18 protein-coding genes are annotated in these 23904 nt (G+C 64.1%); 9 read left to right on the forward strand and 9 right to left on the reverse strand.

Annotated elements, in window-relative coordinates; translation table 11 throughout:
* Window positions 1-28 precede the first annotated feature (28 nt).
* The 4 genes from P6U31_RS07675 (at window position 29) to P6U31_RS07690 (ending at window position 6122) form a co-directional block, all read left to right on the forward strand.
* Window positions 29-613, forward strand: coding sequence for a HutD family protein (locus P6U31_RS07675; protein ID WP_407187620.1), 585 nt, complete (start codon window positions 29-31; stop codon window positions 611-613).
* Window positions 614-722: 109 nt separating this feature from the next.
* Complete coding sequence (locus P6U31_RS07680; RefSeq protein WP_407187621.1) at window positions 723-1913, forward strand: adenylate/guanylate cyclase domain-containing protein; 1191 nt, start codon at window positions 723-725, stop codon at window positions 1911-1913.
* A 143-nt stretch (window positions 1914-2056) separates the two neighbouring features.
* Entirely contained in the window at window positions 2057-2851 is a 795-nt protein-coding gene (locus tag P6U31_RS07685) for an adenylate/guanylate cyclase domain-containing protein (protein ID WP_407187622.1), read from the forward strand.
* A 187-nt stretch (window positions 2852-3038) separates the two neighbouring features.
* Window positions 3039-6122, forward strand: a complete 3084-nt coding sequence (locus P6U31_RS07690) for an EAL domain-containing protein (RefSeq protein ID WP_407187623.1) — start codon at window positions 3039-3041, stop codon at window positions 6120-6122.
* A 24-nt stretch (window positions 6123-6146) separates the two neighbouring features.
* Here P6U31_RS07690 and P6U31_RS07695 read toward each other — a convergent pair whose 3' ends face one another.
* The 6 genes from P6U31_RS07695 to P6U31_RS07720 form a co-directional block, all read right to left on the reverse strand.
* Window positions 6147-6422, reverse strand: a complete 276-nt coding sequence (locus P6U31_RS07695; protein ID WP_407187624.1) for a hypothetical protein — start codon at window positions 6420-6422, stop codon at window positions 6147-6149.
* 659 nt (window positions 6423-7081) lie between these two features.
* Entirely contained in the window at window positions 7082-8578 is a 1497-nt protein-coding gene (locus tag P6U31_RS07700) for a sugar ABC transporter ATP-binding protein (RefSeq protein ID WP_407187625.1), read from the reverse strand.
* A complete protein-coding gene (locus P6U31_RS07705) occupies window positions 8575-9693 on the reverse strand; it encodes a hypothetical protein (RefSeq protein ID WP_407187626.1) in 1119 nt (372 codons plus the stop codon). Before P6U31_RS07705 ends, P6U31_RS07700 begins: the two co-directional genes overlap by 4 nt.
* Window positions 9690-11807, reverse strand: a complete 2118-nt coding sequence (locus tag P6U31_RS07710; RefSeq protein WP_407187627.1) for an ABC transporter permease — start codon at window positions 11805-11807, stop codon at window positions 9690-9692. The genes P6U31_RS07705 and P6U31_RS07710 overlap by 4 nt, the downstream gene beginning before the upstream one ends.
* 75 nt (window positions 11808-11882) lie before the next feature.
* Window positions 11883-12899, reverse strand: a complete 1017-nt coding sequence (locus tag P6U31_RS07715; RefSeq protein WP_128923868.1) for a sugar ABC transporter substrate-binding protein — start codon at window positions 12897-12899, stop codon at window positions 11883-11885.
* Window positions 12900-12940: 41 nt separating this feature from the next.
* Complete coding sequence (locus tag P6U31_RS07720) at window positions 12941-13912, reverse strand: ABC transporter permease (protein ID WP_407187628.1); 972 nt, start codon at window positions 13910-13912, stop codon at window positions 12941-12943.
* A 245-nt stretch (window positions 13913-14157) separates the two neighbouring features.
* Here P6U31_RS07720 and P6U31_RS07725 point away from each other — a divergent pair, with 245 nt between their 5' ends.
* Both P6U31_RS07725 and P6U31_RS07730 read left to right on the forward strand, forming a co-directional pair.
* A complete protein-coding gene (locus P6U31_RS07725) occupies window positions 14158-15120 on the forward strand; it encodes a helix-turn-helix domain-containing protein (protein WP_407187629.1) in 963 nt (320 codons plus the stop codon).
* Between the two features lie 408 nt (window positions 15121-15528).
* Entirely contained in the window at window positions 15529-17109 is a 1581-nt protein-coding gene (locus tag P6U31_RS07730; RefSeq protein WP_407189782.1) for a beta-(1-6) glucans synthase, read from the forward strand.
* Between the two features lie 116 nt (window positions 17110-17225).
* Here P6U31_RS07730 and P6U31_RS07735 read toward each other — a convergent pair whose 3' ends face one another.
* On the reverse strand, window positions 17226-17912 hold the full coding sequence (locus P6U31_RS07735; protein WP_407187630.1) for a CBS domain-containing protein: 687 nt from the start codon (window positions 17910-17912) through the stop codon (window positions 17226-17228).
* A gap of 266 nt (window positions 17913-18178) precedes the next feature.
* Here P6U31_RS07735 and P6U31_RS07740 point away from each other — a divergent pair, with 266 nt between their 5' ends.
* Together P6U31_RS07740 and P6U31_RS07745 are read left to right on the forward strand one after the other, a co-directional pair.
* Window positions 18179-19000 (forward strand): universal stress protein, encoded by an 822-nt coding sequence (locus P6U31_RS07740; protein ID WP_407187631.1) that lies wholly within the window; start codon window positions 18179-18181, stop codon window positions 18998-19000.
* 25 nt (window positions 19001-19025) lie between these two features.
* On the forward strand, window positions 19026-19217 hold the full coding sequence (locus P6U31_RS07745; protein ID WP_407187632.1) for a hypothetical protein: 192 nt from the start codon (window positions 19026-19028) through the stop codon (window positions 19215-19217).
* Between the two features lie 85 nt (window positions 19218-19302).
* Here P6U31_RS07745 and ppsA read toward each other — a convergent pair whose 3' ends face one another.
* Entirely contained in the window at window positions 19303-21729 is a 2427-nt protein-coding gene (ppsA, locus tag P6U31_RS07750; protein WP_407187633.1) for a phosphoenolpyruvate synthase, read from the reverse strand.
* A 114-nt stretch (window positions 21730-21843) separates the two neighbouring features.
* Here ppsA and P6U31_RS07755 point away from each other — a divergent pair, with 114 nt between their 5' ends.
* Entirely contained in the window at window positions 21844-22974 is a 1131-nt protein-coding gene (locus P6U31_RS07755) for an SbmA/BacA-like family transporter (protein ID WP_407189783.1), read from the forward strand.
* On the opposite strand, the gene P6U31_RS07760 is transcribed toward P6U31_RS07755, so the two are convergent.
* Window positions 22961-23902 (reverse strand): 1-phosphofructokinase family hexose kinase, encoded by a 942-nt coding sequence (locus P6U31_RS07760; RefSeq protein WP_407187634.1) that lies wholly within the window; start codon window positions 23900-23902, stop codon window positions 22961-22963. The genes P6U31_RS07755 and P6U31_RS07760 overlap by 14 nt on opposite strands.
* Window positions 23903-23904 lie beyond the last annotated feature (2 nt).

Raw genomic sequence — 23904 nt, forward strand, 5'->3', positions numbered from 1 at the left:
ACCTCAACGTCCCGGGCGATCGCCGAACATGAAAGTCACCTTGCTTAGATCTGAACACTACACCCGCTCGCCGTGGAGGAACGGCGGCGGCATCTTTACCGATATCGCCGACGCTCATCGGGACGGTGGGCCGCAGAAGGACTGGAACAGCCTGCTGTGGCGCTTTGCCTCGACGCCGATCGTGGCGCCCGGCCCGTTTTCCTACATGCCCGGCATCGATCGCCTGCAGATGGTCGTCGGCGGGCGGGGATTGGTGTTGAGGGCGCCCACGCAGGAGTTCGACGAACGTGAACCTTTTACGACGGTACGGTTCACAGGCGAGCTCGAGATCGTGACCGGGCTTGAGGAGGGTCCGGTGGAGGTCGTCAACCTGATGGCGCGGCGCGGTGCCGCGGAGATCGATCTTCTCGCGCTCCGGGAGCCCGGCGGCCGGCGGCTCGCCGCCGGCACGCATCTGATTTACGCACCGCATGGCGATAGCCGCGTCAGGCTCGACGATGAGGATTTTGCCATTCCTGCGAAGGGCACGCTGAAGGTCGAATCGACCGAGCCCTCGCAGCTCGCACTCGTGTCCGGCCCGGTGGTGCTGGGCTCGATCCGGCTTCTCGGCTAGGCGGCGGCGACCGTGCGATGCGTACAATCCGTGCAACTGGCTAGGTTGACGCGGCGGAGCCGGGGCACGATATCTGCCCCGATGCAGACCACAGCTTGAGGGGCAGGATATGAACGCGCCAGAGAACAATGCCCCCGCGCTAGCCGATGGCGTCGTCGATTGGCTGACCAACGGCACGCGCGACGAGCGCTTCATCGACAACATCTTCGCGCAGATGTGCATCCGCCTGCAGCAGGCCGGCGTTCCGGTAAAGCGCGCGACGCTTCACATCCTGATCAATCACCCGCAATGGCTGGGAGCCCGCATGATGTGGTCCGACGGGATGCGCGAGGCGGAGATTGCGCTGGTCGACTACGACGTTCGCGAGCGGTCCGAATATATCGGCAGCTCCGCCAGCGAGATCCATGACGGCGCCGCCGAGGTGCGCGAGCGGCTCTACCTGGACCCATCCCTCGGCCGCAAGCACGCGCTCTATGACGAGATGCGGGCCAGGGGCCTCACCGACTACGTCGCCTGGCCGCTCTATCATACGCTCGGCAAACGGCACATCGTCACTTTTGCAACCGATCGGCCCGGCGGTTTCATGGATGCGCATGTCGCCAGCCTGAAGAAGCTGTTGCCGGTGCTGGCCCTGGTCAGCGAGATCCGGGTCAAGAACCGGCTGGCGCGCACGCTGCTGGAAACCTATGTCGGCTCGCACGCCGGCGAGATGATCTTGGCCGGCGCCACCAGGCGCGGCAGCGGCACGACGGTGCGCGCCGCGATCATGATCTGCGACTTGCGGGATTTCACGAAGATTTCCGACAATTGGCCGCGGGACGACGTCATCGACCTGCTCAACGACTATTTCGACGCGATGTCGGAGCCGATCGCGCGCCATGGCGGCGAGATCCTGAAATTCATCGGCGACGGCCTGCTCGCCATCTTCCCGCTTCAAGCGCCGGACGCCTGCGCAAAGCTGCTCCATGCCGTGACGGAGGCCCGTCAGGCCATGGCCGCCCTGAACGAGCGCAATAACGGCAGTGGCCGCGCGCCTCTGAACTATGGCATCGGCGTCCATGTCGGCGACGTCATGTACGGCAATATCGGATCGACCAGCCGGCTTGACTTCACCGTGATCGGCCCTGCCGTCAACATGGCCTCCCGGCTCGAAGCGCTGACCAAGACGCTCGGCAAGACGGTGCTGCTGTCACGCGATTTCGCCGAGATGGTGCAGCCGAAGTTCGAGCTGGAGCATGTCGGCAAGCATGAGGTGCGCGGCTTCAGCGATCCGATCGAGCTGTTTGCGTATCAGGGGTGAGGCCCACGAAGGCGGTCTGGTGGCCGCAGCCGCGGGCCAAAGGCAAGCTTCGCAACCGGGGCTTGCTGTATTGCCAACGCGGCAGCGGGCCACTACGCTTTGCGTTCGGTAGCCCAAACGGTCCTACGATCGGCCGCACGTACATGCCAAAATTCCTCCGCATCGGGGTCCATCAGTCCAACGTATCCGGATACACGTCGAAGGCGTGGTGCGTCAGGCGCGTGGGCTCGGCGGTTTTCCTGAAGTGGGGCGCGGTAGAGGTCGAGGGCGCCGGCGATGGGCGCAAGGTCTACTGGTCGCGGTCGCCGCAGGAGAAGACGGTTCGTTGCGGCACGGCGCAGCGCGCCCAGGACTACACCAAGGCCGCGATTGCGCGGCGACGCAGCCATCGCTACGAACCGATGACCGGACCGATCGTGCTGCGACGTCGATCCGCAGTCGTCGAGGCCGCACTCAAGCAGGCTCTCGCAACCATCCTGGTCGTCGACATCGTCCGCTCCACCGAAAAGGCGGCCAAGCTCGGCGACGCGCGCTGGACCAAGATCATGGGCCATTACTACGCCGCCGTGCGCAAGGAGCTGAAGAGTTCCCGCGGCAAGGAGGTGGTGACCACGGGAGACGGCGTGCTCGCGACATTCAAGGCGCCGGCTTCCGGCATCCGTTGCGCGACTGCGATCCAAAAAGCCGTGCGCACGTTAGGGCTCGACATCAGGGTCGGGCTGCATGCGGGCGAATATAGTGTGAGCGAAGGCGAGATCGTTGGTCTCGCGTTGCACATCGGCACGCGCGTCGCGGCCAAGGCGCGAGCCGGCGAAGTCCTGGTCTCGAGCGCCGTCAGGGACCTGGTGGCGCAGTCGGAGATCCGCTTCAGGGATCACGGCATGCATCAGCTCAAGGGCGTGCCGGAGCGATGGCGGCTCTACCGGGTCGAGGGTTGACGGGATTGTGGAACAGGGGCGGTGGAACCTGATAGCCCTTGAGACGGCAGGCGCCGTCGCGCCGAACTCATTGACGGGATTGGCTTCTTCGCATTCGCAGCAGTTCCGTTAAGGCCGGAGACACCAAGCGCCTTTACCGGTCCTTCGCCTCTCTGTCCTAGCCTACGACGTGGCTGGGACAATCTCGATGGGCTTCTTCGCGCGGATTCGTGACGCTTTCGCGATAGGTGACACGACCGATCCGATCGGTCGCTCGCTGCTCGTCGAGCAGTTCCGCGTGCTCCGCGAGCAGGTTCCGGTTCTTTACGCCGTGCTGCTGGTGAACAGCATCAGCGTCGGCCTGCTCCTGCCGAACACGGTCTCGGCATGGCTGCGATTTGCCCTGCCAGCCGTCCTCCTGGCGGCCTGTCTGTTTCGGGTGGCCCAGTGGCTCCGGCTGAAGAAGGCCGATTTCACCGCCGAGGAGGCGTACCGAGAGCTCGGAAGGGCTCGTCTCGCCACGGTGGTGCTCAGCTCCAGCTTCGTGATCTGGATCCTGGCGCTGTTCATGGTGGTCGATCCCGGTCTGCGCGTGTCGGTGTCCTTGCTGCTCTTCATGGGCTGCGTCGGGACGGCCTACTGCCTCGGCAGCTTGCCGCCGGCGTCCCGGCTGACGATGCTGATTGCCGGCGCACCGATCGCCACGCTCCTGCTGCTCTCCGGCGACCGGATGCTGGTCTCGGTCGGGATCAATCTGCTGGCGCTGCTTATCCTGCTCGCCCGGATGATCAACACCAATTTCCGCTCCTTCGTGAAGCTGGTCGAAACCCACGAGCGGCTGACCCGGGAGGGGGATCGCGCGCGGGCCGCAGAGCAGACCGCGACCGCGTTCGCAGAGCGCTTCGACAGGGCGCTCAACAACATGTCGCAGGGTCTTTGCTTCTTCGATGACGATCAACGCCTGATCGTCTGCAATCGGCAATATCTCGAAGTCTACGATCTGGATCCGAAACTGGTCCGGCCGGGCATGAAGCTGGACGACATCGTCGAGCTTAGATATTCGGTCGGCAGCGCACCGAGGATGTCGAAGCAGGATTACCTGGCTTGGCGCAACAGCGCGCCGGTGATCGCCGAAAACTCGGACACGACGGTGGAATTGACCAACGGCCGGATCGTGCGGATCCGGCATCGCCCGATGGAGGGGAAGGCCTGGGTCGCGACCCATGAGGACATCACCGAGCGCCATCGAACCGAGATGGCGCTGGCGGAAGCCAAGTTCGCGGCGGAGCAGGCCGAAGCTGCCGCGCGCGCCGCTCACAGCCACCTGACCGAAGCCCTGGACGTAGTCCCCGAAGGTCTTGCCATCTTCGACAAGGACGATCGTCTGGTTCTCTGGAATCATCAATACGCCGAGTTCTACACCGCCAGCAGGGATGCCCTTGCGGCGGGCACGCCGTTCGAAACCATTCTTCGAACCGGATTGGCCGCTGGGCAGTACCCGGAGGCCGCGGGACGCGAGGAGGCGTGGCTCACCGAGCGCCTGGCCCACCACGCGCTGCCGTGCCACTCGCACGAGCAGCATCTGTCGGATGACCGCTGGATTCGCGTCGAGGAAAGACGAACCAGCGACGGAGGCAGCATCGGGGTCAGGATCGACATCACCGATCTCAAGCGCCGGGAAGCTTCCTTCCGCCTATTATTCGAAGAGAACCCGCTTCCGATGTGGGTGGTCGATGCGAAGACGCGTCAACTCATCGCCGTAAACGGCGCGATGTGCCGGCACTACGGCTATTCCTGCCAGGATCTCCTCGCGATGTCCGAACAGCAGCTCGCCCATGGCGAGCAGCAAGCGCGAGCCGAACGTGACTGCGAATTGCACAGGACTGCTGATGGCGAGGCGATCGAGGTCGTGATCGAGTCGAGGCCGCTGGTCTATGAAGGGCAGTCTGCCCATGTCTGTGTCGCCTTCGACGTGACGGAACGCAATCGGGCGCAGCAGAGGGTGAGCTATCTGGCTCGTCATGACGCCCTCACGGAACTGCCCAACCGGGCGGCCTTGGACGAGTACCTCGGTGCCGCAATCGAACGGGCGGAGATCACCGACAGCGCCTTCGCGGTGCTCTGCATCGACCTCGATCACTTCAAGGAGATCAACGACCGTTTCGGCCATGCCGTCGGCGACGCCGTGCTGCGCGAAGCTTCGCGGCGCCTGCAGGAAGCCGCGCAAGGATCCTACGTGGCCCGCGTCGGCGGTGACGAATTCATCGGCATCACCGATCGCCTGCCGCTGCCGGCAACCGCAGAGCTGCTCGCCACCAGGATGCGGGCTCAATTCCAGCGACCGATCGAGGTTGACGGCCATGCGCTGAAGATCGATCTCTGCGTCGGCGTCGCGCTGTATCCGAGAGACGCCGACAATTCCGTTTCACTGCTGGCGAATGCGGATGCGGCGCTGTATCGCGCCAAGCACGAGGGCAGGGGAGCCATCCGCCTGTTCACCAGCGCGATGGACCAGCAGCTGCGGGACCGCCGCGCGCTGGAGCACGACTTGCGCAACGCCGTCGAGCGCGGCGAGCTCTATCTGGAGTACCAGCCGCAGCAGCACCGCGACGGCACGCTCATGGCCTACGAAGCGCTGGTGCGCTGGCGGCATCCGGTACGCGGCATCATTCCTCCGGGCGAGTTCATCCCGATCGCGGAGCAAAGCGGCTCCATCGCGCTGATCGACGATTGGGTCCTGATGGAGGCTTGCAGGGAGGCGGCGTCATGGGATCAGCCGCTCCGGGTAGCCGTCAACGTCTCTGCGGCGCAGTTTCGCCGGGAGAATCTCGACAGGCAGGTCCGCCGGGCGCTACAGGACAGCGGGCTCGCGGCCGCGCGTCTCGAGCTCGAGATCACCGAGGGCGTCCTGATCGAGGATATGCCGCGCGCCAAGCGGACGATGCAATCGCTCAAGGCGCTCGGCCTCCTGATTGCACTCGACGATTTCGGGACGGGATACTCGTCGCTGTCGTATCTCGAAGCGTTTCCGCTCGACCGCATCAAGATCGATCGATCCTTCGTTGCCTCGCTCGGCCAGAGCGAGCGATCATTGGCCATCGTACGGGCCGTGATCGGCCTCGCCCACGGGCTTGGGGTGCCAGTCCTCGCGGAAGGCATTGAGACCGACACGCAGATGTCGGTCCTGATCCAGGAAGGCTGCGACGAGATGCAGGGATATCTGATCGGGCGACCCCAGAGCCTCCTGTCCTCGAGGTCACACAAGAACGTGTCCCGGCGAGCGGTCTCCTGAACGTCGAAAGCAGGCCGAGGGGCTCTAGCGGGCCGGATCGGTCCGGTCGCAGTTTGGGCACCGCCCGTCCGCGGCGCTCGCGAGCTGATGGCCAATTTCTGCCCTGAGAGCATCTGCCTCGAAGGCTGCGCCGTCGCTCTTGAGGATGCGCTTGGCTCGTTCGTAAGCATGGCTCTCGGCCGCGTCGTCACCCACGCGAATGATCACCTTGTCGTGGAAAGGACAGACCGTGGTCGCGCGTGTCGTCTCGAGCGCGTAGCGCACGACTTCGGTCAGATCTTTGAGGTCGGTGGACATCATGGCTGCTCTCCTGGTCGAGGCGGTCCCGATGGTAGCCTGTGGCCGGCAGCGAGCCGTTCGCACCGGGCGGCTGCGTCGAGCCGGTCAGTCGATGTCAATCAGCCCCGGTTTCAGGAGAGTACCGGGGCCGATTGCTTTGCTCTGTCCAGGGCTGCCACTTAACCCGCGGTACTCGCCTTCGTTCCATCGAACCCGTAGGCAGAGCCGCTCATCCGAGCCAGCTCCCAGATCGCGGTCGGCTGAACCCTGTCTTCGAAGCAGCGCCCGGAGCGCCTAGGAGCCCTGGCTTCGGCTTCGTTCGGCATCGGTGCGATTTGCGCCCGATCCCATATTGAGCATAGGGGGCGGCAGGCCATCCGAATTGACCCATCGCAAACCATAGGGAAGGCCCGTAAGGAATCGTCCGCAATTTCGTCGGCGCCGGTTCAGGAGCATGTAGAAGGACATGCACCGCCAGATCCTATTCAGGTGCCCGCGCACCGGCATGAACGTCCAGCATCGGATCGACGACGAGCGGCCCGTGAGCTGCGAGTCGGCGGACAGCTATGTCGTCGTGAGGTGCCCGGCGTGCATGTCGCTGCACTTCGTCAACAGCACGACCGGCAGGCTGCTGAACGAGCGAACCGGACAGCCCGTCTCCAAGCCGCGGGGTGGAGCGCTCAATGGATCGCAGCGTACATGATGGCTTCCTCGGTCGCTTCCAACGCCGAGAATTCCTCCACGACCTTGCCTTGCCTGCAAACCAGGATGCGGTCCGACAGCGCCATGATCTCGGGCAGGTAGGAGGAGATCACGACCACCGCCTTGCCTTTGTCGGCCAGCGAATTGATCAGCTCGTGAATCTCGACGATCGCTCCGACATCGACGCCCCGCGTCGGTTCGTCGAATATGATCAGCTCCGGATCCTGGATTAGCGATTTCGCGATCACGACCTTCTGCTGGTTGCCGCCGGACAACTCGACGACCTTGGCCTCGTCGCCGATGGCGCGCACCTTGAGGCGCTCGATCCAGGACTTTCCGGCCGCTGTGCTTTCACGCCGTGACAGCCAAGCGCGTCCCCTGGGAAATTTGGCGAGCAGGCCGAGATAGATGTTGCGTGCAATCGATGCGGTCTCGAAGAACCCTTCGACCTTGCGATCCTCGGTCACGTAGGCGATGCCCGCCTGCACGGCCGGAGCTGGGACGCGGTAGCGCACCGGCTTGTCGTCGAGGATCACCTCGCCGCCGTGGAAGAAGTCGCGCTTCATGACGCCTGCGACGATCTTGAACGTCTCGGTGCGCCCGGCGCCGACCAGGCCGAACACGCCGGTGATCTGGCCTGCAAACACCGACAACGAATTGTTCTTCACCATCGGCGCCATCTTCAGGTTCTGCACCGTCAGCACCCGCTTGCCCGAGGGGCGGACCTGCGTCTTGCGCGCGCCGTAGAGCGTGTTGGAGAGATCCCGCCCCACCATCGCCTGGACGATGCGCGCCCGATCGAACTTCGAGGCATCGTCGGTCACGACGTGCTTGCCGTCGCGCAGCACGGTGATGCGGTCGGCGAGCAGCAGCGCTTCCTCGAGGGCGTGCGAGATGAAGATGATGGAGACCCCACGCCTCTTGAGGTCTTTGACCAGATCGAAGAAGTACTTCTTCTCTTCCGGCGTCAGCGTTGCTGTCGGCTCGTCGAAGATGATCACCTTCGCCTTGTGCAGCACCGCGCGTGCGATCTCGACCATCTGCTTCTTGGCCGCGCCGAGGCCGCTCACCGTCGCCGTCGGCGTCACGTCGAAATTGAGCGATTGCAGGAATTGCTGGGCCGCGATGTAGATGCCGCGCAGGCGGTTGTAGAACTTCTCCTGGCCGAGAAACAGGTTCTGCGCCACCGTCATGGTCGGCACCAGGCTGTTCTCCTGGAATACCATGGCGATGCCGAGGTTGCGCGCCTCCAGCGGAGTCCTCGGGGTCACCTCGACGCCGTCGACGCTCATCCCGCCTGACGTCAGCGTCACGACGCCGGCCATGACCTTCGTCAGCGTCGATTTTCCCGCGCCGTTTTCTCCGACCAATGCGTGGATCTCGCCGCGCCGAAGGTCGAAATCGACGCCGTCGATGGCCGGCACGCCGGCATAGAGCTTGGTCGCCTTCGACAGGGACAGGACGAGGTCGTTCATGCGCGGGCCTCCTCGTCAAGGGCTGTTCCAAGGGGTGTTTCAAGGGTTGCCAGCGGCAATTTGATGACGCGCCCGGGTCCCTTGGCGATCATCACGAGGTCGCCTCCGAATTCGACCGCGGCCACGATGCCGTGGTTGATGCCATCTGCGCGGCTGTGTAGCGAGTAGCGTGGCAGGCCGTCGGCCCCGAGTCGGATCACGAGGCCGTATGATCGCGGCGGCGCCCAGGGCTTCATCACGCCCATGGTCTTGATGTGCGCGCCCTGCAGCGGCTCCTTGAAGGAGTTGCCGGAGCGCAGACGCGGCGCGACCCAGAACTCCGGGTCGATCTCCGCGATCATGCGGCGGCGATAGGCCGGCTCACGCAGCACGAACTCGACGAGCTGGGTGCGCGCGGTGAAAGCGGTGAGCCAAAAGCCGCCGCTTCGCGCCGGCGAAAGCCGGGACGGGTAGACGGGCAGGTGCCGCAGCACGTCGCTGCGGATTCTGTCCGCGGAGATCGAGATCACACGATGCCGCCAGCTCTCACTGACGAGGACGCTGCCGTTGCGCGCGACGGCGCCGAAGGCGTAGCCCAATCCGCCGGCGAGCTGCGTGACCGCGCCGGTCTTCGGATCGAGCCGCAGCACGCGGCCGCTCTTGCCGAGCTCCATCAGATCGCGCGCCCAGTCGTCGACTCCGCGCAAAGACGATCCGTCCGTTGCGATCAACGTCCCGTCGGCCGCGGCAGCGAGCGCGTCGACGGCGTGCAGTCCTTGCGCAAATACGCGCGCGGGCGTCTCGGCCGCGACGTCGTCGTAGAGCCGAACCTCCGTGCCGCCGAGCGCGACGGCGAGGCCCCCGCCAGGCAGGGACGCTAGAGCGGAGATCGGCCGCTCGAAGCTGCGCAGCGTCGTCGCCGAATGTCCGCTCAGGCGGGTCAGCCGCACGCCGTCGGCAAGCAGCAGCGAGGTGCCGTCGGTGGCGAGATCCTCCGGCGCTTCGCATGCGAGCAGGATTTCCGCCTGCTCGAGCGCCTGGTTGGGCTTTAGCGCCCCATCGAACGACGGAACGGTGATGGCCGCCTCGCCGCGGCCGAGGAAACGGTTGGCGAATTCGCTGATCGCTGCGATCACGACGACCTCCCCCAGCGCTTGTCGTACTGCACGAAGTTCGGATCGGCATTGTCGAGCTTGAAGCGGCCGATCCGGTTGTTGGCGATGCCGCCGAGATAGAGATAGCCGCGGTGCTCGCGCATCGAGGTGATCATGGGATGGTTGAGACCCCTAAGGTCCCAAAACGATTCCAGGATCTTGCCCTGCTCGTTGAACTTGACGACGCAGCCGGTGTTGATGTTCGGGAACAGCCATTCGTCGACCGGCACCCGCTTGGCCATGCGCCGGCGGAAGCCCGGCATCTTCCAGGCGAGGTCGAGCGAGGGGCTGCGCATGCCGACCAGCGCCAGCCAGTAATTGCCATCCGAGGCGAGGTTGATGTTGTCGGGGTAGCCCGGCAGATTGTCCATGACGGTTTCGACGGCGCCCTTCTTCGGGCCTGCGAACCAATAGCGCTTGATCGAGCAGCCGAACGTCTCCGCGAACAGGATGGATTGTCCGTCGCTGGCGACCGCGACGCCGTTCGGGAATTTCAGGCCGCGCAGCGCGGTATGGGTCGTGCCGGTCTTGGTGTCGTAGCAGATGATGCGGCCGTTGCCGCGCGCTTCCAGCCCGTCGACCGGCCACTCGTCCATCTCGTAACGGACGGTGGCCTCGGAGAAGAAGATCAGCCCGTCGTCGGTGATGTCCAAGTCGTCGGCAAGCCGCAGGCGGCTGTCGTCGTTCACGGAATAGATGCTGCGGTTGGTCTCGTCGGTGGCCTTCTCCACGGTGCCGTCCGGCTTGATGCGATAGAGGCCCATGCCGCCGATGCAGACGTATAGATTGTCCTGCCGGTCGAAGGCCATGCCGAGCGGCTGGCCGCCGATATGCGCGAACACCTCCATCCGTTCGTAATCGGGCGGGAAGAAGCGGATGATGTCGCCGTGCCGGGATCCCGCGTAGAGCACGTCGTTGCGGTCGAGAATGACGTCCTCGGGCGCCTCGATACGGCCGAGCCCGATCAGCGTGACGTCACGCAGCTTGTCGTTCTGCTCGAGCGGCCCGCCCTTGCCGATCTCGGTAGGCGGCGGTGGCGGCAGTGCATGATAGGTCGGGGCGACATAGACCTTGCTGATGATGCGGGTGCGGTTCTTCTGCCAGCGGATGTCGACCATCGCAGCCACCAGCAGGATCGACGCCAGCGCCATGCGGTTGACGCCGCCGCGCGCATTCATGGCGGTCAGGCCGTTGGTGACGAGAAGAACGATGAGAACGCCGACCATGGACTTGACGACTGAGCCCTTGCCGCCGCCGAGCGTGATGCCGCCGAGCACCGTCGCCGTCAGCACGATCACCTCGAGCCCGACGCCGATATCGCCGCCGACGGTGCCGAGCCGCGCCGCGAAGAACAGCGCCCCGATGCTGGTCAGCACGCCGCTCGCGACATAGCACAGCGCGATGGTGCGGCGGACGGGAATGCCGGAATTGTAGGCCGAGCGCCGCGATCCGCCGATCGCGGTGATGTGCCAGCCGGGCCGCAGCCGCGTCAGGAAGACGTGACCGAAGATCGCGACGGCGATGTAGACGAGCGCGACGCTGGGGATGCCGAGCACGGTTCCCCCACCGATGAAGTCCCATGATGGGATGTCGGGGAAGGCCGACGCGATGGCATTGGAATAGCGCTGGATCAGCAGATCATAGGCTGAGCGGTAGATGATCAGCGTGATCAGCGTGGTGATGAAGGCGCGCAGCCGGAGATACCCGATCAGCACGCCGTTCACCGCGCCGAGCAGCCCGCCGACCATCATGGTGACCACCACCACGGCGGGGACCGGCCAATTGAGCACGTCGAGCAGGTAGAGCGCGCAGAAATCCGTCAGCGCGAAGATCGATCCGACTGACAGATCGATGCCGCCGACGATGACGACCAGCGCCATGCCGAGGCCGATGAAGCCGATCTCGCCGGCCTGCCGGGCGGTGTCGGCGAGGCTCGCGGGGGAGAGGAAGTGCTCGAGCGAGCGGCTGAGCGCGAAACCGACGATCAGCAGCAGGATCACCGGGATGGCGGTTTCGGTCCATCGTTTGGACAGGATCTCGCCGAGAAGATGGTCCGGCCAGTAGCGATATCGTAGCCTGGTCAGTGTCTCGCGCATCTGCCTTCCGCTGATTCCATGAGCAAAGTTGCGCGCTCCGCCCCCGAAGGGCGGAACGCGCGTCGTCGAATGCGATCACTTCTTGAGATCGGAGAGATTCCAGCACGCCATCTGGCTGTCGGCGTTCTCCTTGGTGATCGGAATCAGCGTGGTGTATTCGGAGCCCTTGACCGAGCCCGGCTTGGCACCCGACGACAGCAGCCATTTGATCGTGCCGGCCATCTGCGCCGCCTGTGTCGGCACGTCGTAGCTCATGTTGAGGTCGAACGAGCCGTTCTTCACGAGCTCGCACGCGCCCTTGCGCTCGCCGCCGCCTGAGGTGGCCAGGAACACTTTGCCGGTCAGGCCGGCCTCCTTGATCGCGGCGGCGGTGCCGATGTCCATGCCGTCCCAGAACCCGACGATGCCGCAGAGATCAGGGTTCTGCTTCAGCACCGTCTGGGTGATCGCCTTGGCCTTGGCGGCGTCCCAATCGGCGGCCTGGCTGGAGACGACCTTGATCTCGGGATGCTTGGCGAGAACGTTCTCGACGCCCTTGAGCGTATAGGCGCTGGCGGCCGCGGAGAGCGCGCCCTGGATGATGGCGATCTTGTTCGACTTGCCTTGGCAGGCCTTCACCACGCCCTCGGTCTGGCGCTCGCCGATCTCGATCCAGTTGGCGCCGACGAAGGCCGAGCTGCGATAGGCGGAGCCCATGTTGATCTGGATGACGTAGATCCCTTCGTTCTCGGCGCGCTGCAGCAGCTTGGCGTAGGTCTGGACGTCCGGATTGTGAATCACCATGACCGCCGGTTTCTCGGAGATCAGCGAGGTGACCGCCTGCGCGCCCGCATTGGTATTCCAATTGGGGTCACGAATGACGAACTTGACGCCGAACGGCTCGAGCTCCTTCTTGAGGCCGGCGTACCAGCCTTCGGTCAGGTCGAAGTTCATCGCGACCGGCACATAGGCGACGGTCTTGCCGGCAAGTGCTTCCCGGAAGGTCTTTTGAAACGGCTCATCGAGGCCCTGTTGGGCGAGGGCCGGAACCGCGCCGGCCGAAAGCGCCAATGCGGCGATACTTCCGAGCGCGAACTTATGGATACAGGCCATTGTCTTCCTCCTTGTTGGACAGGCGTATTCTCTCGGGCAGATCAGATGTCGCCCTGTTGGGCCGTTTCTTCGTTGCGTGGATTGAGGAACGTGTCGGTGATGACCGCGACCAGGAGCACGAGGCCCTTGATGAGGTTCTGGCCGGCATAGGGGATGTTGAGGATCGTCATTCCGTTCAGCATCGTTCCGATCAGCAGCGTGCCGATGATGACGTTGACGACCCCGCCGCGTCCGCCGGACAGCCCGATCCCGCCGAGCACGACGACGAGGATGACGTCGTAGATCAGCGTCGAGTTGAAGATGCGGGTCGGCATGGAGTTGACGGACGCCGCCATCACGAGCCCGGCAAAGCAGCCGATCAGCGCCGCAAGGACATATTGCAGCACGATGATGGGCCGCGACGGGATGCCGGTGACGCGCGCGGCGAACGGGTTGTCGCCGATCGCGTAGATGTAGGCGCCCCAGCGCGTCTTGCGCAGCAGCACGAAAACCACGACGCAGGCGATTGCGAACATGACGATCGAGGTGGGAATGCCGAGGATGCTGCCCTGGCCGAGCCGCTCGAAGCCGGCCATGCCGTCGCTCCATTGCACGACGTCGAGCTGAAAGAGGGCGGCCTGGCCGAGACCGGCGACGAACAGGCCGGTCGCCAGCGTCGCGAACAAGGGCGGCACTTCCGCATAGGCGATGAGCCAGCCGTTGACGAGACCGATCGCGATCGCCAGCAGGCCGGCCGAAAGCAGCGGGGCCGGCAGCGAGTGTCCGTTTTGCACCATCTGCAGCACGAGGCCGCCGGGGACCGCGAGGGCAGCGATCAGCGACAGATCGATGCCGCGGCCGATCACGACGATCGCCATTCCCAGGCCAAGAATGCCCAGCACCGCCACGTTCTGCAGCAATGTCAGCATGTTGTCGGCGGAGAGGAAGTCCTGCAGGAAGATCGAGAAGCTCAGGAAGAGTGCAGCGAAGACCGCAAACACGATTTCCTGCTGGCTGACCCGAACGCGCTTCATCGTTTGCCATCCCCAGGGATCGGCATCGCGCGTCTCGGGATCGCCGTCTCGACGCGCGCTTGCCTCCCCCGTCCATGAGTTGTTTTGCGCTTGATAGGCGAGAGGCCTCAACGTGGCTTGCGTCAACGCGCAAACCTTTTGCGCTGGCGCGCAAAGTGCCTTGCGCGAAGCTGACAGGAACCTAAGATTGAGACCAACGGATTTTTGTGCGCTGCACAGCCGAACCCCGCCGCAACGGGCCGCCGATGGATCTGGTGTTTACGACCGAGGAGCTGGACCCAGCCAAGCGCTTTGCTGCCTGGCAAGATGCCATCTGCGACCACTACGTCCATGTCGACGTGAACGCGGTGAAGCCGGCCGACTATCAAGGCTTTATCCGCGAGGCGCAATTTGGCCCGGTCACGATGAGCGACGTCTTCCTGTCGAAGCAGCGGATATCGCGGCGCGAGCGGCACATCGCCAGGCTCGACAAGGACTGTTACTACGTCCAGTTTCTGCAACAGGGCAGCATGGACGTGCTCCAGGCCGGCCAGACCCTGGCGACCAGCCCCGGCACCGGCGCGATTTTCTCGGCCTCCGAGGCCTACGATCTGGAGTGCTCGGACCGCTTCCGGTCGTTGTATTTGGAGATCCCGCGCAAGGAGTTTTCGTCGCGCTTCGCCGAAGGAAAGATGCCGTTCGCGGCGACGATCGCGACCGGGCGGGGCTTGGGACGGATCGCCGCCGAATTCTGCGCGCTGCTGGCCTCGGAGGCATCAAGCCTGGAGGAGACTGCGCGAGCTCGGCTCGGTCATGAGCTGATGGACGTTCTGGCGCTCGCGCTGGACATGGGCGACAAGGACGAATTCTCGGAGGATGCGACGGCGCGGAAGGCACGCCTGCGCTCCGTCAAGGCCTGGATCGAGGAGCACCTGACCGAACCTGACCTGTCGCTGGAGAAGATTGCCAGGAGCAACGGCGTCTCGCTCCGGCATCTGCATTATCTGTTTCGCTCGACCGAGATGTCGGTGTCCGAGTGGATCTTGAACCGCCGCCTACAGCGTTGCTACGACGCGCTGATGCGCCCGGAGCTGCGCGCGCTGTCAGTGACCGAAATCGCCTTTCGGCTGGGCTTCAGCAGCTCGTCGCATTTCAGCACGGTGTTTCGCAGGAAATTCGGGCACAGCCCGTCCGAGCTGCGCCGGCGGCAGATGACGTCGATCGAGTAGGACGGGCCGGCGCGCAGACGTGACGTGCCTTGAGCCCATCACTTGACGCAAGTCAAGACGGCGAGCTCGAAGCCGGGCAGGTTCGCTGAGCATAGCAGGCGCTGTGGGCAGTTGACGATCGATGCTCGCCCATCCATGGATGGCTGAGGAGTTGATCTTGATCCACGAGTTTGTAGAAGCGTAACCAATTCCGGGCTCGGTTCGGGAGAGCCAATGAACGAACCCAGTTGCATGATTCTCATGCTTTCCCTGCAGGCGCAGGTGTGAGCGATGCTACGCACCCGCCACATCGCTGCGCTCGAGGAGCCGCCCTCTGCAGGTGAACAGGAGGTCCATAAGATAAGCTGGTTCACCAAGCAGCCGCTTCCGCCCGCACGGAGGCGAGTCAATTCGCTCTACGTTCCGCTGATGCTTCTGCTGATATCGCTCGGCGTCATCACTGCCGTCTGGAGCTGGTTGGGAACGCCAATCAATCTGGCGCGCGCGCCGATTGATCCAAGCGACAAGGTCCAATGCATCTCATACGCCCCGTTCCGCAACCACCAGACGTCGCTTTCGCCCGCCACTCAGGTATCGCGTGAGCAGATCGCGGAAGACCTTGCGCAGCTTGCCGAAATATCCAACTGCATCCGCACCTATGCCACCGATCTCGGCCTCGATCAGATCCCCGAGCTTGCATCGAGGGCGGGGCTGAAAGTGATTCAGGGAATCTTTCTCGACAAGGATCAGCAGAAGAATCAGACACAGATTAAGACCGCGATACGCCTCGCCAGGGACTATCCCGGGACCATCATCGCACTGGTCGTCGGCAACGAGACATTGTTGCGTAAGGACATAACGGTATCCGATCTGATAGCGACGATCCGCTCGGTCAAGGCGCAGGTCAGCGTCCCAGTCACCTATGCCGACGTCTGGGAGTTCTGGCTGGCTAATCGTGAACTCCATGACGCCGTCGATTTCGTCACGATCCATATCCTGCCATATTGGGAGAATGTACCAATCCCGGCGGAATCCGCCGCTGCGCATGCCGACAAAATTCGTCGAGAGATCGCGTCGGCATTTCCGGGCAAGGAAATCCTGATCGGAGAGATAGGTTGGCCAAGCCAGGGACGGATGCGGGAATCGGCACTGCCTTCACCTATCAATCAGGCTCGCGTGGTCTCGGAGGTTCTCAGTCTTGCCCGGCGCGAGAATTTCCGCGTCAACCTGTTTGAGGCCTACGACGAACCCTGGAAACGAGACATCGAGGGCACCGTGGGCGGGTCATGGGGCCTGTTCGGAGGCGAGCGGCGCACGCTGAAATATCCTCCGGGCCTCGCCGTCAGCAATCATCCGCTCTGGAAGCTGCAAATGTGGAGTGGAATTGCGCTGTCCGCATTTACCTTCGGTGCGGCTTGGCCGACCTTGCGTCGTCGACCCAGGGCATCCAGCCTGGCTTCCTGGTTCGCGGTCGGAATAATGGCAACCACCGCTGGAATCCTGTTTGGAGTGGCTGCCCAAAAGGTGTTCTTTGAAAGCGTCGGCGTGGGCGGTTGGCTGCTGTGGAGCGCCCTGCTGGCGGCAGCGACCATGTCTGCGCTGCTCGGCGCCCAGGCCGTGATGTCGGGCCGCCCCCCGCCAAGTTTCCAGCAATTGTTCGGCCCGAAGGGCTACCGGACCGAGTCGATATGGGTGAGCCTTTACGGACTGGCCTTGTCGGCGACTGCCGTCATCGGTGCGGCGACCGCGGTCGCGCTCGTATTTGATCCCCGTAATATCGACTTTCCCTTTGCCGCGCTCACCATGGCGGCGGTGCCTTTCGCGACCGTGGCGCTGCTCAATCCGGCGGACAAGGGAAGCCGTCCCATGGCGGAGTCGCTGTTTGCCGGTCTGTTTGTCGGAGCGGCGATCTATGTGAGCTTCAACGAAGGGCCGGCGAACTGGCAGGCGCTGTGGACCTGCGCGGCCTACCTGTTGCTTGCCGCGACGCTGTGGCGGGCGCGTGCCTGAGAACCGCACGGATGCCTCTCAGGCCAAGGTCACGTGGGCGGCATGCAGCGACACATGCTGGATGGTGCAAAATTCGCAAAATCCCTGCTACGCACGAGCTCGCAATCCAGGCCGCGTCAGTAAATGAAAGTCGGCGTTTCGAGCAAATGATCGTTCACCAGAACGACGCCCGGGATCGCCTCGGCCGCTACGCGGATGGCCGTGCGTTCTGCCACGGATGGCGCGAAGCCCCAGAGGTCGATGACGCCGTCTTTGACGGTCGCGTTCAGGTTGAACGTGTGGGCCCAGGGTTGACTCTTGATCTCATCGAGGAATTTCTTCCTGATTGTCGCGTCGGGAAGTGAAATCTCGAGCTTGGGCCTGGCGCTTGCGACAGCCTGCAGCAGATTGGCCCGGCTGACGATCCCGACGAGTTGCCCCTGCCTGTTGACGATGGGTACAGTTTTGATCTGGCGGTTCTCAAGCAGCATCGCGATGTCGCTCAGCGGCGTCTCGGGACTGGCAGTGACGACCTCGCGCGTCATGATATCCTTGACCTTGACCGCATGCTCTCTGACGTAGTCGTTCGCCATTTGCGCGTCGCCGGCCAGGAGGCGAAGCCACCAGGCATATCGGCGCTCGGTTCCGGCTTCGCTTCGATGCATGAGGTCGCTTTCGGTTACGATCCCGAGAATGTTGTTGTCCGCATCGACGACGGGCACTGCGCTGATATGGCGCTCGAGCAGGATCTTGGCGACTTGGCGAACGGTCGCATCTGCGCCCACGGTCACCACCGGTGCAATCATCACGTCCTGTGCTTGCATGACAAACCTCCATGATGATCAAAATCGTGCACTCGTTCCCGCCGATCGGTTTGATCGGGATCAAAGGGAGCCCCAGCTGCGAGGACAATTTTTCCCTCACGCCCGAATGACATGACCCCCGATCACGCCTTGGTTGGCGATGGACCGGATGGCACTCTTCCGCGGTAGCGAAGGCGACAAGGGATGGCCGTGGGGCGCTTGATTTGCGTCAACGGCGTGGCTCGGAAACGCGCGATAAACGGCCATCCGAGCCAAGGAGCGAAGCAATGTCTCTTGCCAGCGTCATGGTCTATGTCGATTCCCAGCAGCAGGACGAAGGGCAAATTGCCGTCGCCGAAGGCATCGCGGAGGGTTTTGGGGCAGCTCTGCTCGGCGTCTCGGCGATCGCGGTAGAGCCTCCGTTCGTCGCCGAAGGCGTGATCATCGAGCAGACCACCGCGGAGGATCTCGAACGCATCCGCGCAACTCTCGTGGCCAAGGAGGCGTGGTTCAGGCGCATCGTTCGCCTGCCGCGCGAGAAGGTCGAATGGCATTGGGCGATCGGCTTTCCGACCGAGTTTCTGGTCGAGCAGTCCAGGGCGGCAGACCTCGTCGTGGTGCGGCGCAGCCAGCTGAAGGCCAAGTCCTCTCATTACCTCGATGCGGCCGGAGCCATGTTGCGGCTGGGCCGTCCGCTTCTTTCGGTGCCGGTCGGCGTCACCAGATTGTCGGGCGACCGGATCGTGGTCGGCTGGAAGGATGCCCGCGAGGCGCGACTGGCCGTTCGCGACGCACTGCCATTTCTGACGCGAGCTTCGCAAGTCACGATCGCCGAGATCTGTCCGGCAACCGAACAGGATGCGGCGCATGATCGGGTGCGGGACGTGGCCAGATATCTTCAGCGCCACGGCGTCAATTGCCAGAACGAGGTGCGCGTGCATACGGCGGAGTCCGACGCGGGCTATCTCGTTCGTCTGGCCGCCGACGTCGGCGCCGACCTCATCGTCACCGGCGGATATGGGCATAGCCGGCTGGGGGAATGGATTTTCGGCGGCATGACGCAGAGCCTGCTGCAGCAGGCTCCGGTCTGCCTTCTGATGTCACATTGACGCCGACGCGACGGGAGGATGTGCAATGGCCGGGAATGGTCAGCCGGCGCAGGCGGGCGTGACGAAGCAAACAAGCGAGATCCCCGCACCTGAACGCGGCGAGCCGGTCGCGGACGCCAGGCAGGCCGATCGCGCCCTCAGGGATGCCCTCGAGGACGATGAGGTGCGAGAGGCGCTCGATCTGCATCGCCGGACCACGCGCCCTAAAGCGCGATGAGATTTGGGTCAATCGTCATCGCGTTTTAGGTTGTTGTCCGCATCATCGTTCCGGAAAACCGCTTCGCACTTTTCCGGATCATGCTTTAGCCCGCGGCCCGTCGGGCTCCAGTGCTGGCGCGCTCGGCAGTGCGGACGATCTCGATGGTCCGCAACACACTCGACGGATTGACGCTGATCGAGTCGATGCCGAGTTCAGCCAGGAACTTCGCGATCTCCGGATAATTTGCCGGCGCCTCGCCGCAGATCCCGACATGGCGGCGGTTTCGCTTGGCGCCCAGCACGGCCATCGACAGCATTTGCAGCATGCCGGGGTCGCGCTCGTCGAAGTCGAATGCGACGATCTCGGAGTCCCGGTCGACGCCGAGCGTGAGCTGGGTGAGATCGTTGGAGCCGATGGAGAAGCCGTCGAACAATTGCGCGAACTGGTCGATCAGGATAACGTTGTTCGGTATCTCGCACATCATGAAGATCTGCAGGCCGTTGTCGCCTCGTTTCAGCCCATGAGTGGCCATGGTCTCAATGACCTTGCGCGCTTCCTCGACGCGCCGGCAGAATGGAATCATGATCTTGAGATTGGTAAGTCCCATTGCCTCGCGCACCCGCTTCAGGGCCGCGCATTCCAGCGCAAAGCCCTTCGCATAGGCGGGGTGCGCGTAGCGCGCGGCGCCGCGGAAGCCGAGCATCGGATTTTCCTCGCGGGGTTCGAAACCAGCGCCGCCGAGCAAATTGGCATATTCATTGGTCTTGAAATCGGACAGGCGCACGATCACGGGCCGGGGATAGAACGCCGCGGCGATGGTGCCCACACCCTCCGAAAGCCGCTCGACAAAGAACTCGGAAGGTTGCTTGTAGCGCGCGGTCAGCAGCTTGATCTTTTGCCGGTCGTGCGCCGAAGACACCTTGTCGGGGCAGGCAAGCGCCATGGGGTGGATACCGACATGCTGGTTGATGATGAACTCCATGCGGGCAAGACCGACGCCGTCGCTCGGCAGGGACGCGCTCTTGAATGCGATCTCGGGATTACCGAGGTTCACCATGATCTCGGTGCGGGGCTTTCGAAGGTGTTCGGTTGAAATCTGCTCGACTTCGTAAGGCAGCGCCCCCTCGAGCACGTGGCCGATATCGCCTTCGGCGCAGGACACCGTCACCGCCGTGCCGGTCTTCGCTCTTTTGCTGAAGCTGCCGGTTCCGACCACCGCGGGCACTCCGAGCTCGCGTGCGATGATGGCGGCATGGCAGGTCCGGCCGCCGTGATCGGTCACGATCGCCGCGGCGAGCTTCATGACCGGCTCCCAGTCCGGGCTCGTCGCCGTCGCGACCAGCACCTCGCCTGGACGGAATTTCCGGAGCTCCCGCTCGTTTCTGATCAGCCGGATGCGTCCTGCCGCGATCTTTTCGCCGACGGCGCGGCCTTCGGCCAATGCCTTTCCGGACGACTTCAACGTGTAGCGTTCCAACGCCTCCGGTTTGCGGCGGGAGGCGACCGTCTCGGGGCGGGCCTGGATGATGTAGAGCGAGCCGTCTCTGCCGTCCTTGGCCCATTCCACGTCCATCGGGGTCGGCTTGCCCGACTTCTGCGAATAGTGCTTCTCGACGAGAAGCGCGCATTCGGCCAGCGTCAAGACTTCGGTGTCGTCGATGCAGAAGCGGCGGCGCTCGTTCGGCTGCGTTGCCACGTTCCGGGTGGCGTTGTGGCCGCGGCCATAGACCATTCGCTTGGCCTTCGATCCAAGACGGCGCGACAGAACCGCCCGGAAGCCGGCGTCGAAGGTCGGCTTGTGGACGTAGAACTCGTCGGGGTCCGCGACGCCCTGTACGACATTGTCTCCCAGCCCGTACGCTCCGGTCACGAATACGACGTCTCGGAAACCGGTCTCGGTGTCGAGCGTGAAGGTGACGCCGCTGGCCGCAAGATCCGAGCGGACCATCTTCATGACGGCAACCGACAGCGCGACCTTGAAATGATCGAAACCGTTGTCGATCCGATAGGAGATCGCACGATCGGTGAACAGGGAGGCAAAGCAGCGGCGGCAGGCTTCCATCAGCCCGTCGGCGCCGCGGATGTTGAGGAAGCTGTCGTGCTGTCCGGCAAAACTTGCGGTCGGCAGGTCTTCGGCCGTGGCCGAGCTACGGACCGCGACCGCGACATTGCGTCCGTATTCCTGCTCCAACTGCCGATACGCCTGCACGGCCTGACGACGGAGATCTTCGCGGTCGGTCGCCGCGTAGACGATCGCGCGGGCCGCGGCGGCACGCCGCGCAAGATCGGCGATCCGCCGCTTGTCGATGCCGGCGAGAAGCGGCTTGAGCTTGTCCCACGCGCCAGCCTCGGTCAGGGCGTCCCGATACGTCGCTGCGGTCAGCGCAAAGCCGTTCGGGACCTTGACGCCCTGCGGTGTCAGCGCTGAATAAAGTTCGCCCAGCGAAGCTGTCTTGCCTCCGACCAGCGGCACGTCGGCAAGACCTATGTCCCTGAACCAGCGAATGTAGGTTGACGTGTCCACGTGCATTCTCCCGCACTGCAAAACCAGCCTGAGCGCGAGCATCTTCCGGCATCTTCGCACCATTGGTTTGCGGAAGATCAAGTGTGCAGCACATGGTCGCCTTAGCAATGAACGTCGATGATGACCGAACCAGAGCAGAACACCTCCTTGCGGGAGAGGGCGCGATTTTGGCAGGCCGCCTCCGGCTTCTGGCGGGGCGCGCGGGCCTGGCCCGTATGGGCGCTATGCGCATTGTTGGTCCTCGTCGTCGTCCTGCAGCTCTACGTGCAATTTCGCTTCAACTATTGGAATCGCGATTTCTTCGATGCGCTGGAGAGCCGCGACCCCGCGCGGCTGAAAGGGCAGGCATTCCTGCTCGTCCCATTGTGCATCGGAAGCATTGCACTCGCCGTCACCTCGGTCTGGGGCCGCATGACCGCGCAGAGACAATGGCGGGAATGGCTGACCGGCAAGGTGATAGACTATTGGATCGAAGATGACCGCTACGCCCGCCTTGCGGCCGTGCAGAGCGAGCGGCAGATACCCGAATACAGAATCGCCGAGGACGTCAGGATCGCAACGGACGCGCCGATCGACCTTGCGCTTGGACTGGTTTCCTCGCTGCTCAGCGCCATCATCTTCATTCAGGTCCTCTGGACCGTTGGCGGCGACATCGCGTTGCCCGTGGGAAGCCATTCGGTCCGGCTTCCGGGCTACCTCGTCATCGGTGTGGCGGTCTATTCCGGCATCGTCACGACGGCAATGACGCTGGTCGGGGCGCCCCTGACCCGGCTGGTCCAGATCAAGAACCAGGCCGAGGCGGAATTGATCACGGCGGCGCACCAGCTCCGCGACATCGGGGAGGGGGTCGCACCCCAAGGGCAACGGCCGGAAGTCTGCCGTGATCTTCGCAGCGCTCTCCGGGCGACCATCCATCAGTGGCGCCGCCTGTGCTGGCAATTGATGCGAACGACCATCGTGTCGCATGGCAACTCGCTGCTGGCTCCCATCATCGGCCTGGTGCTCTGCGCGCCGAAATTTCTCTCAGGGGCCATGACGCTGGGCGAGCTTACGCAAGCGGCGGCGGCGTTCACGCTGGTGCAGGCCTCGTTCAACTGGGTTGTCGACAATTACGCGCGCATCGCCGATTGGGTGTCATCGCTGGAACGTGTCGGCGGCCTCCTGCTGTCGCTCGACCGCCTCAACCGGCAGGCCTCGCCGCTGCAGCCGGAGCTCCAGCCGCTTCAGGTTGACCCGGTCAAATTGCCGTAGCGAGGGTGACCTGCGCGGCGAGACGTTTGACGTCGTCCGGCCGGCACAGTTCGGTGCCCGGATTGAGCAGTGCCGCGGCGCCGGCGGCGACGGCCTGTCGGAAGCAGTGCTCCAGATCGGCTCCGGATGCCAGCCCGTGAACCAGCGCGCCGAGAAAGCTGTCGCCGGCGCCGACGGCGCTGACCGGCGTGATCGCAAGAGGCCTCGCACGCAGCACCCGGTCGCTCGTCACCAGCGCGGCGCCGAGATGCCCCATCGTGAGGGCGACCGTCGCCGCCTTGCCGCTGCGCACCAGTGTTCGGGCCGCAGCTTCCCATTCGGCGGCGTCGGACGGCTCGCGGCCGACCAGCTCCCGCATCTCCCGCAGGTTCGGCTTGACCAGTTCGACCCCTTCCGCCACCGCGGCCACGAGGGCCGGACCGGACGTGTCGAGGATCATCCTGGCTCCGCGCTGTCTAACGATGCTTGCGACCCTCGCATAGAAATCGTCGGGCACGCCGCCCGGCAGGCTTCCGCTCGCAACCACGAACCGGGGAAACGGCTCGAGCGCCGACAGCATTGCAAGGCATCTCTGCCATTCGCTTTCGGCGAGAGGTGGCCCCGGCAGGATGAAGCGATAGGGCTGGCCCGTGCTGATCTCGCTGACGAAGAAGTCCTGGCGGGTCTCTCCTGCGATCGGAAAGGTCAGGCTTTCGACGCCCTCACGATCGAGCAATTGCTGCAGCAGGTCGCCGGTCAGGCCGCCCACCGGAAACAGCGCGATGGCATGGCCGCCGAGGCGCTTGACGACGCGCGCAACGTTGATGCCGCCGCCGCCGGGGTCGCGACGCTGTCCGATGCCGCGCAGCTTGGCGACGGGAACGATCCTATCCACCGATGTCGACACGTCGACCGCCGGGTTGGCCGTGATCGTGAGGATCGTCGTCATCA

The organism is Bradyrhizobium centrosematis (genome assembly GCF_045571495.1).
GTDB classification, from domain to species: Bacteria; Pseudomonadota; Alphaproteobacteria; order Rhizobiales; family Xanthobacteraceae; genus Bradyrhizobium; species Bradyrhizobium centrosematis.

Coding starts and splice junctions, on each gene's coding strand:
- P6U31_RS07675 (WP_407187620.1), top strand. CDS start 29: ATGAAAGTCACCTTGCTTAGATCTGAACACTACACCCGCTCGCCGTGG.
- P6U31_RS07680 (WP_407187621.1), top strand. CDS start 723: ATGAACGCGCCAGAGAACAATGCCCCCGCGCTAGCCGATGGCGTCGTC.
- P6U31_RS07685 (WP_407187622.1), top strand. CDS start 2,057: ATGCCAAAATTCCTCCGCATCGGGGTCCATCAGTCCAACGTATCCGGA.
- P6U31_RS07690 (WP_407187623.1), top strand. CDS start 3,039: ATGGGCTTCTTCGCGCGGATTCGTGACGCTTTCGCGATAGGTGACACG.
- P6U31_RS07695 (WP_407187624.1), bottom strand. CDS start 6,422: ATGATGTCCACCGACCTCAAAGATCTGACCGAAGTCGTGCGCTACGCG.
- P6U31_RS07700 (WP_407187625.1), bottom strand. CDS start 8,578: ATGAACGACCTCGTCCTGTCCCTGTCGAAGGCGACCAAGCTCTATGCC.
- P6U31_RS07710 (WP_407187627.1), bottom strand. CDS start 11,807: ATGCGCGAGACACTGACCAGGCTACGATATCGCTACTGGCCGGACCAT.
- P6U31_RS07715 (WP_128923868.1), bottom strand. CDS start 12,899: ATGGCCTGTATCCATAAGTTCGCGCTCGGAAGTATCGCCGCATTGGCG.
- P6U31_RS07720 (WP_407187628.1), bottom strand. CDS start 13,912: ATGAAGCGCGTTCGGGTCAGCCAGCAGGAAATCGTGTTTGCGGTCTTC.
- P6U31_RS07725 (WP_407187629.1), top strand. CDS start 14,158: ATGGATCTGGTGTTTACGACCGAGGAGCTGGACCCAGCCAAGCGCTTT.
- P6U31_RS07730 (WP_407189782.1), top strand. CDS start 15,529: ATGCTTCTGCTGATATCGCTCGGCGTCATCACTGCCGTCTGGAGCTGG.
- P6U31_RS07735 (WP_407187630.1), bottom strand. CDS start 17,912: ATGCAAGCACAGGACGTGATGATTGCACCGGTGGTGACCGTGGGCGCA.
- P6U31_RS07740 (WP_407187631.1), top strand. CDS start 18,179: ATGTCTCTTGCCAGCGTCATGGTCTATGTCGATTCCCAGCAGCAGGAC.
- P6U31_RS07745 (WP_407187632.1), top strand. CDS start 19,026: ATGGCCGGGAATGGTCAGCCGGCGCAGGCGGGCGTGACGAAGCAAACA.
- ppsA (WP_407187633.1), bottom strand. CDS start 21,729: ATGCACGTGGACACGTCAACCTACATTCGCTGGTTCAGGGACATAGGT.
- P6U31_RS07755 (WP_407189783.1), top strand. CDS start 21,844: ATGACCGAACCAGAGCAGAACACCTCCTTGCGGGAGAGGGCGCGATTT.
- P6U31_RS07760 (WP_407187634.1), bottom strand. CDS start 23,902: ATGACGACGATCCTCACGATCACGGCCAACCCGGCGGTCGACGTGTCG.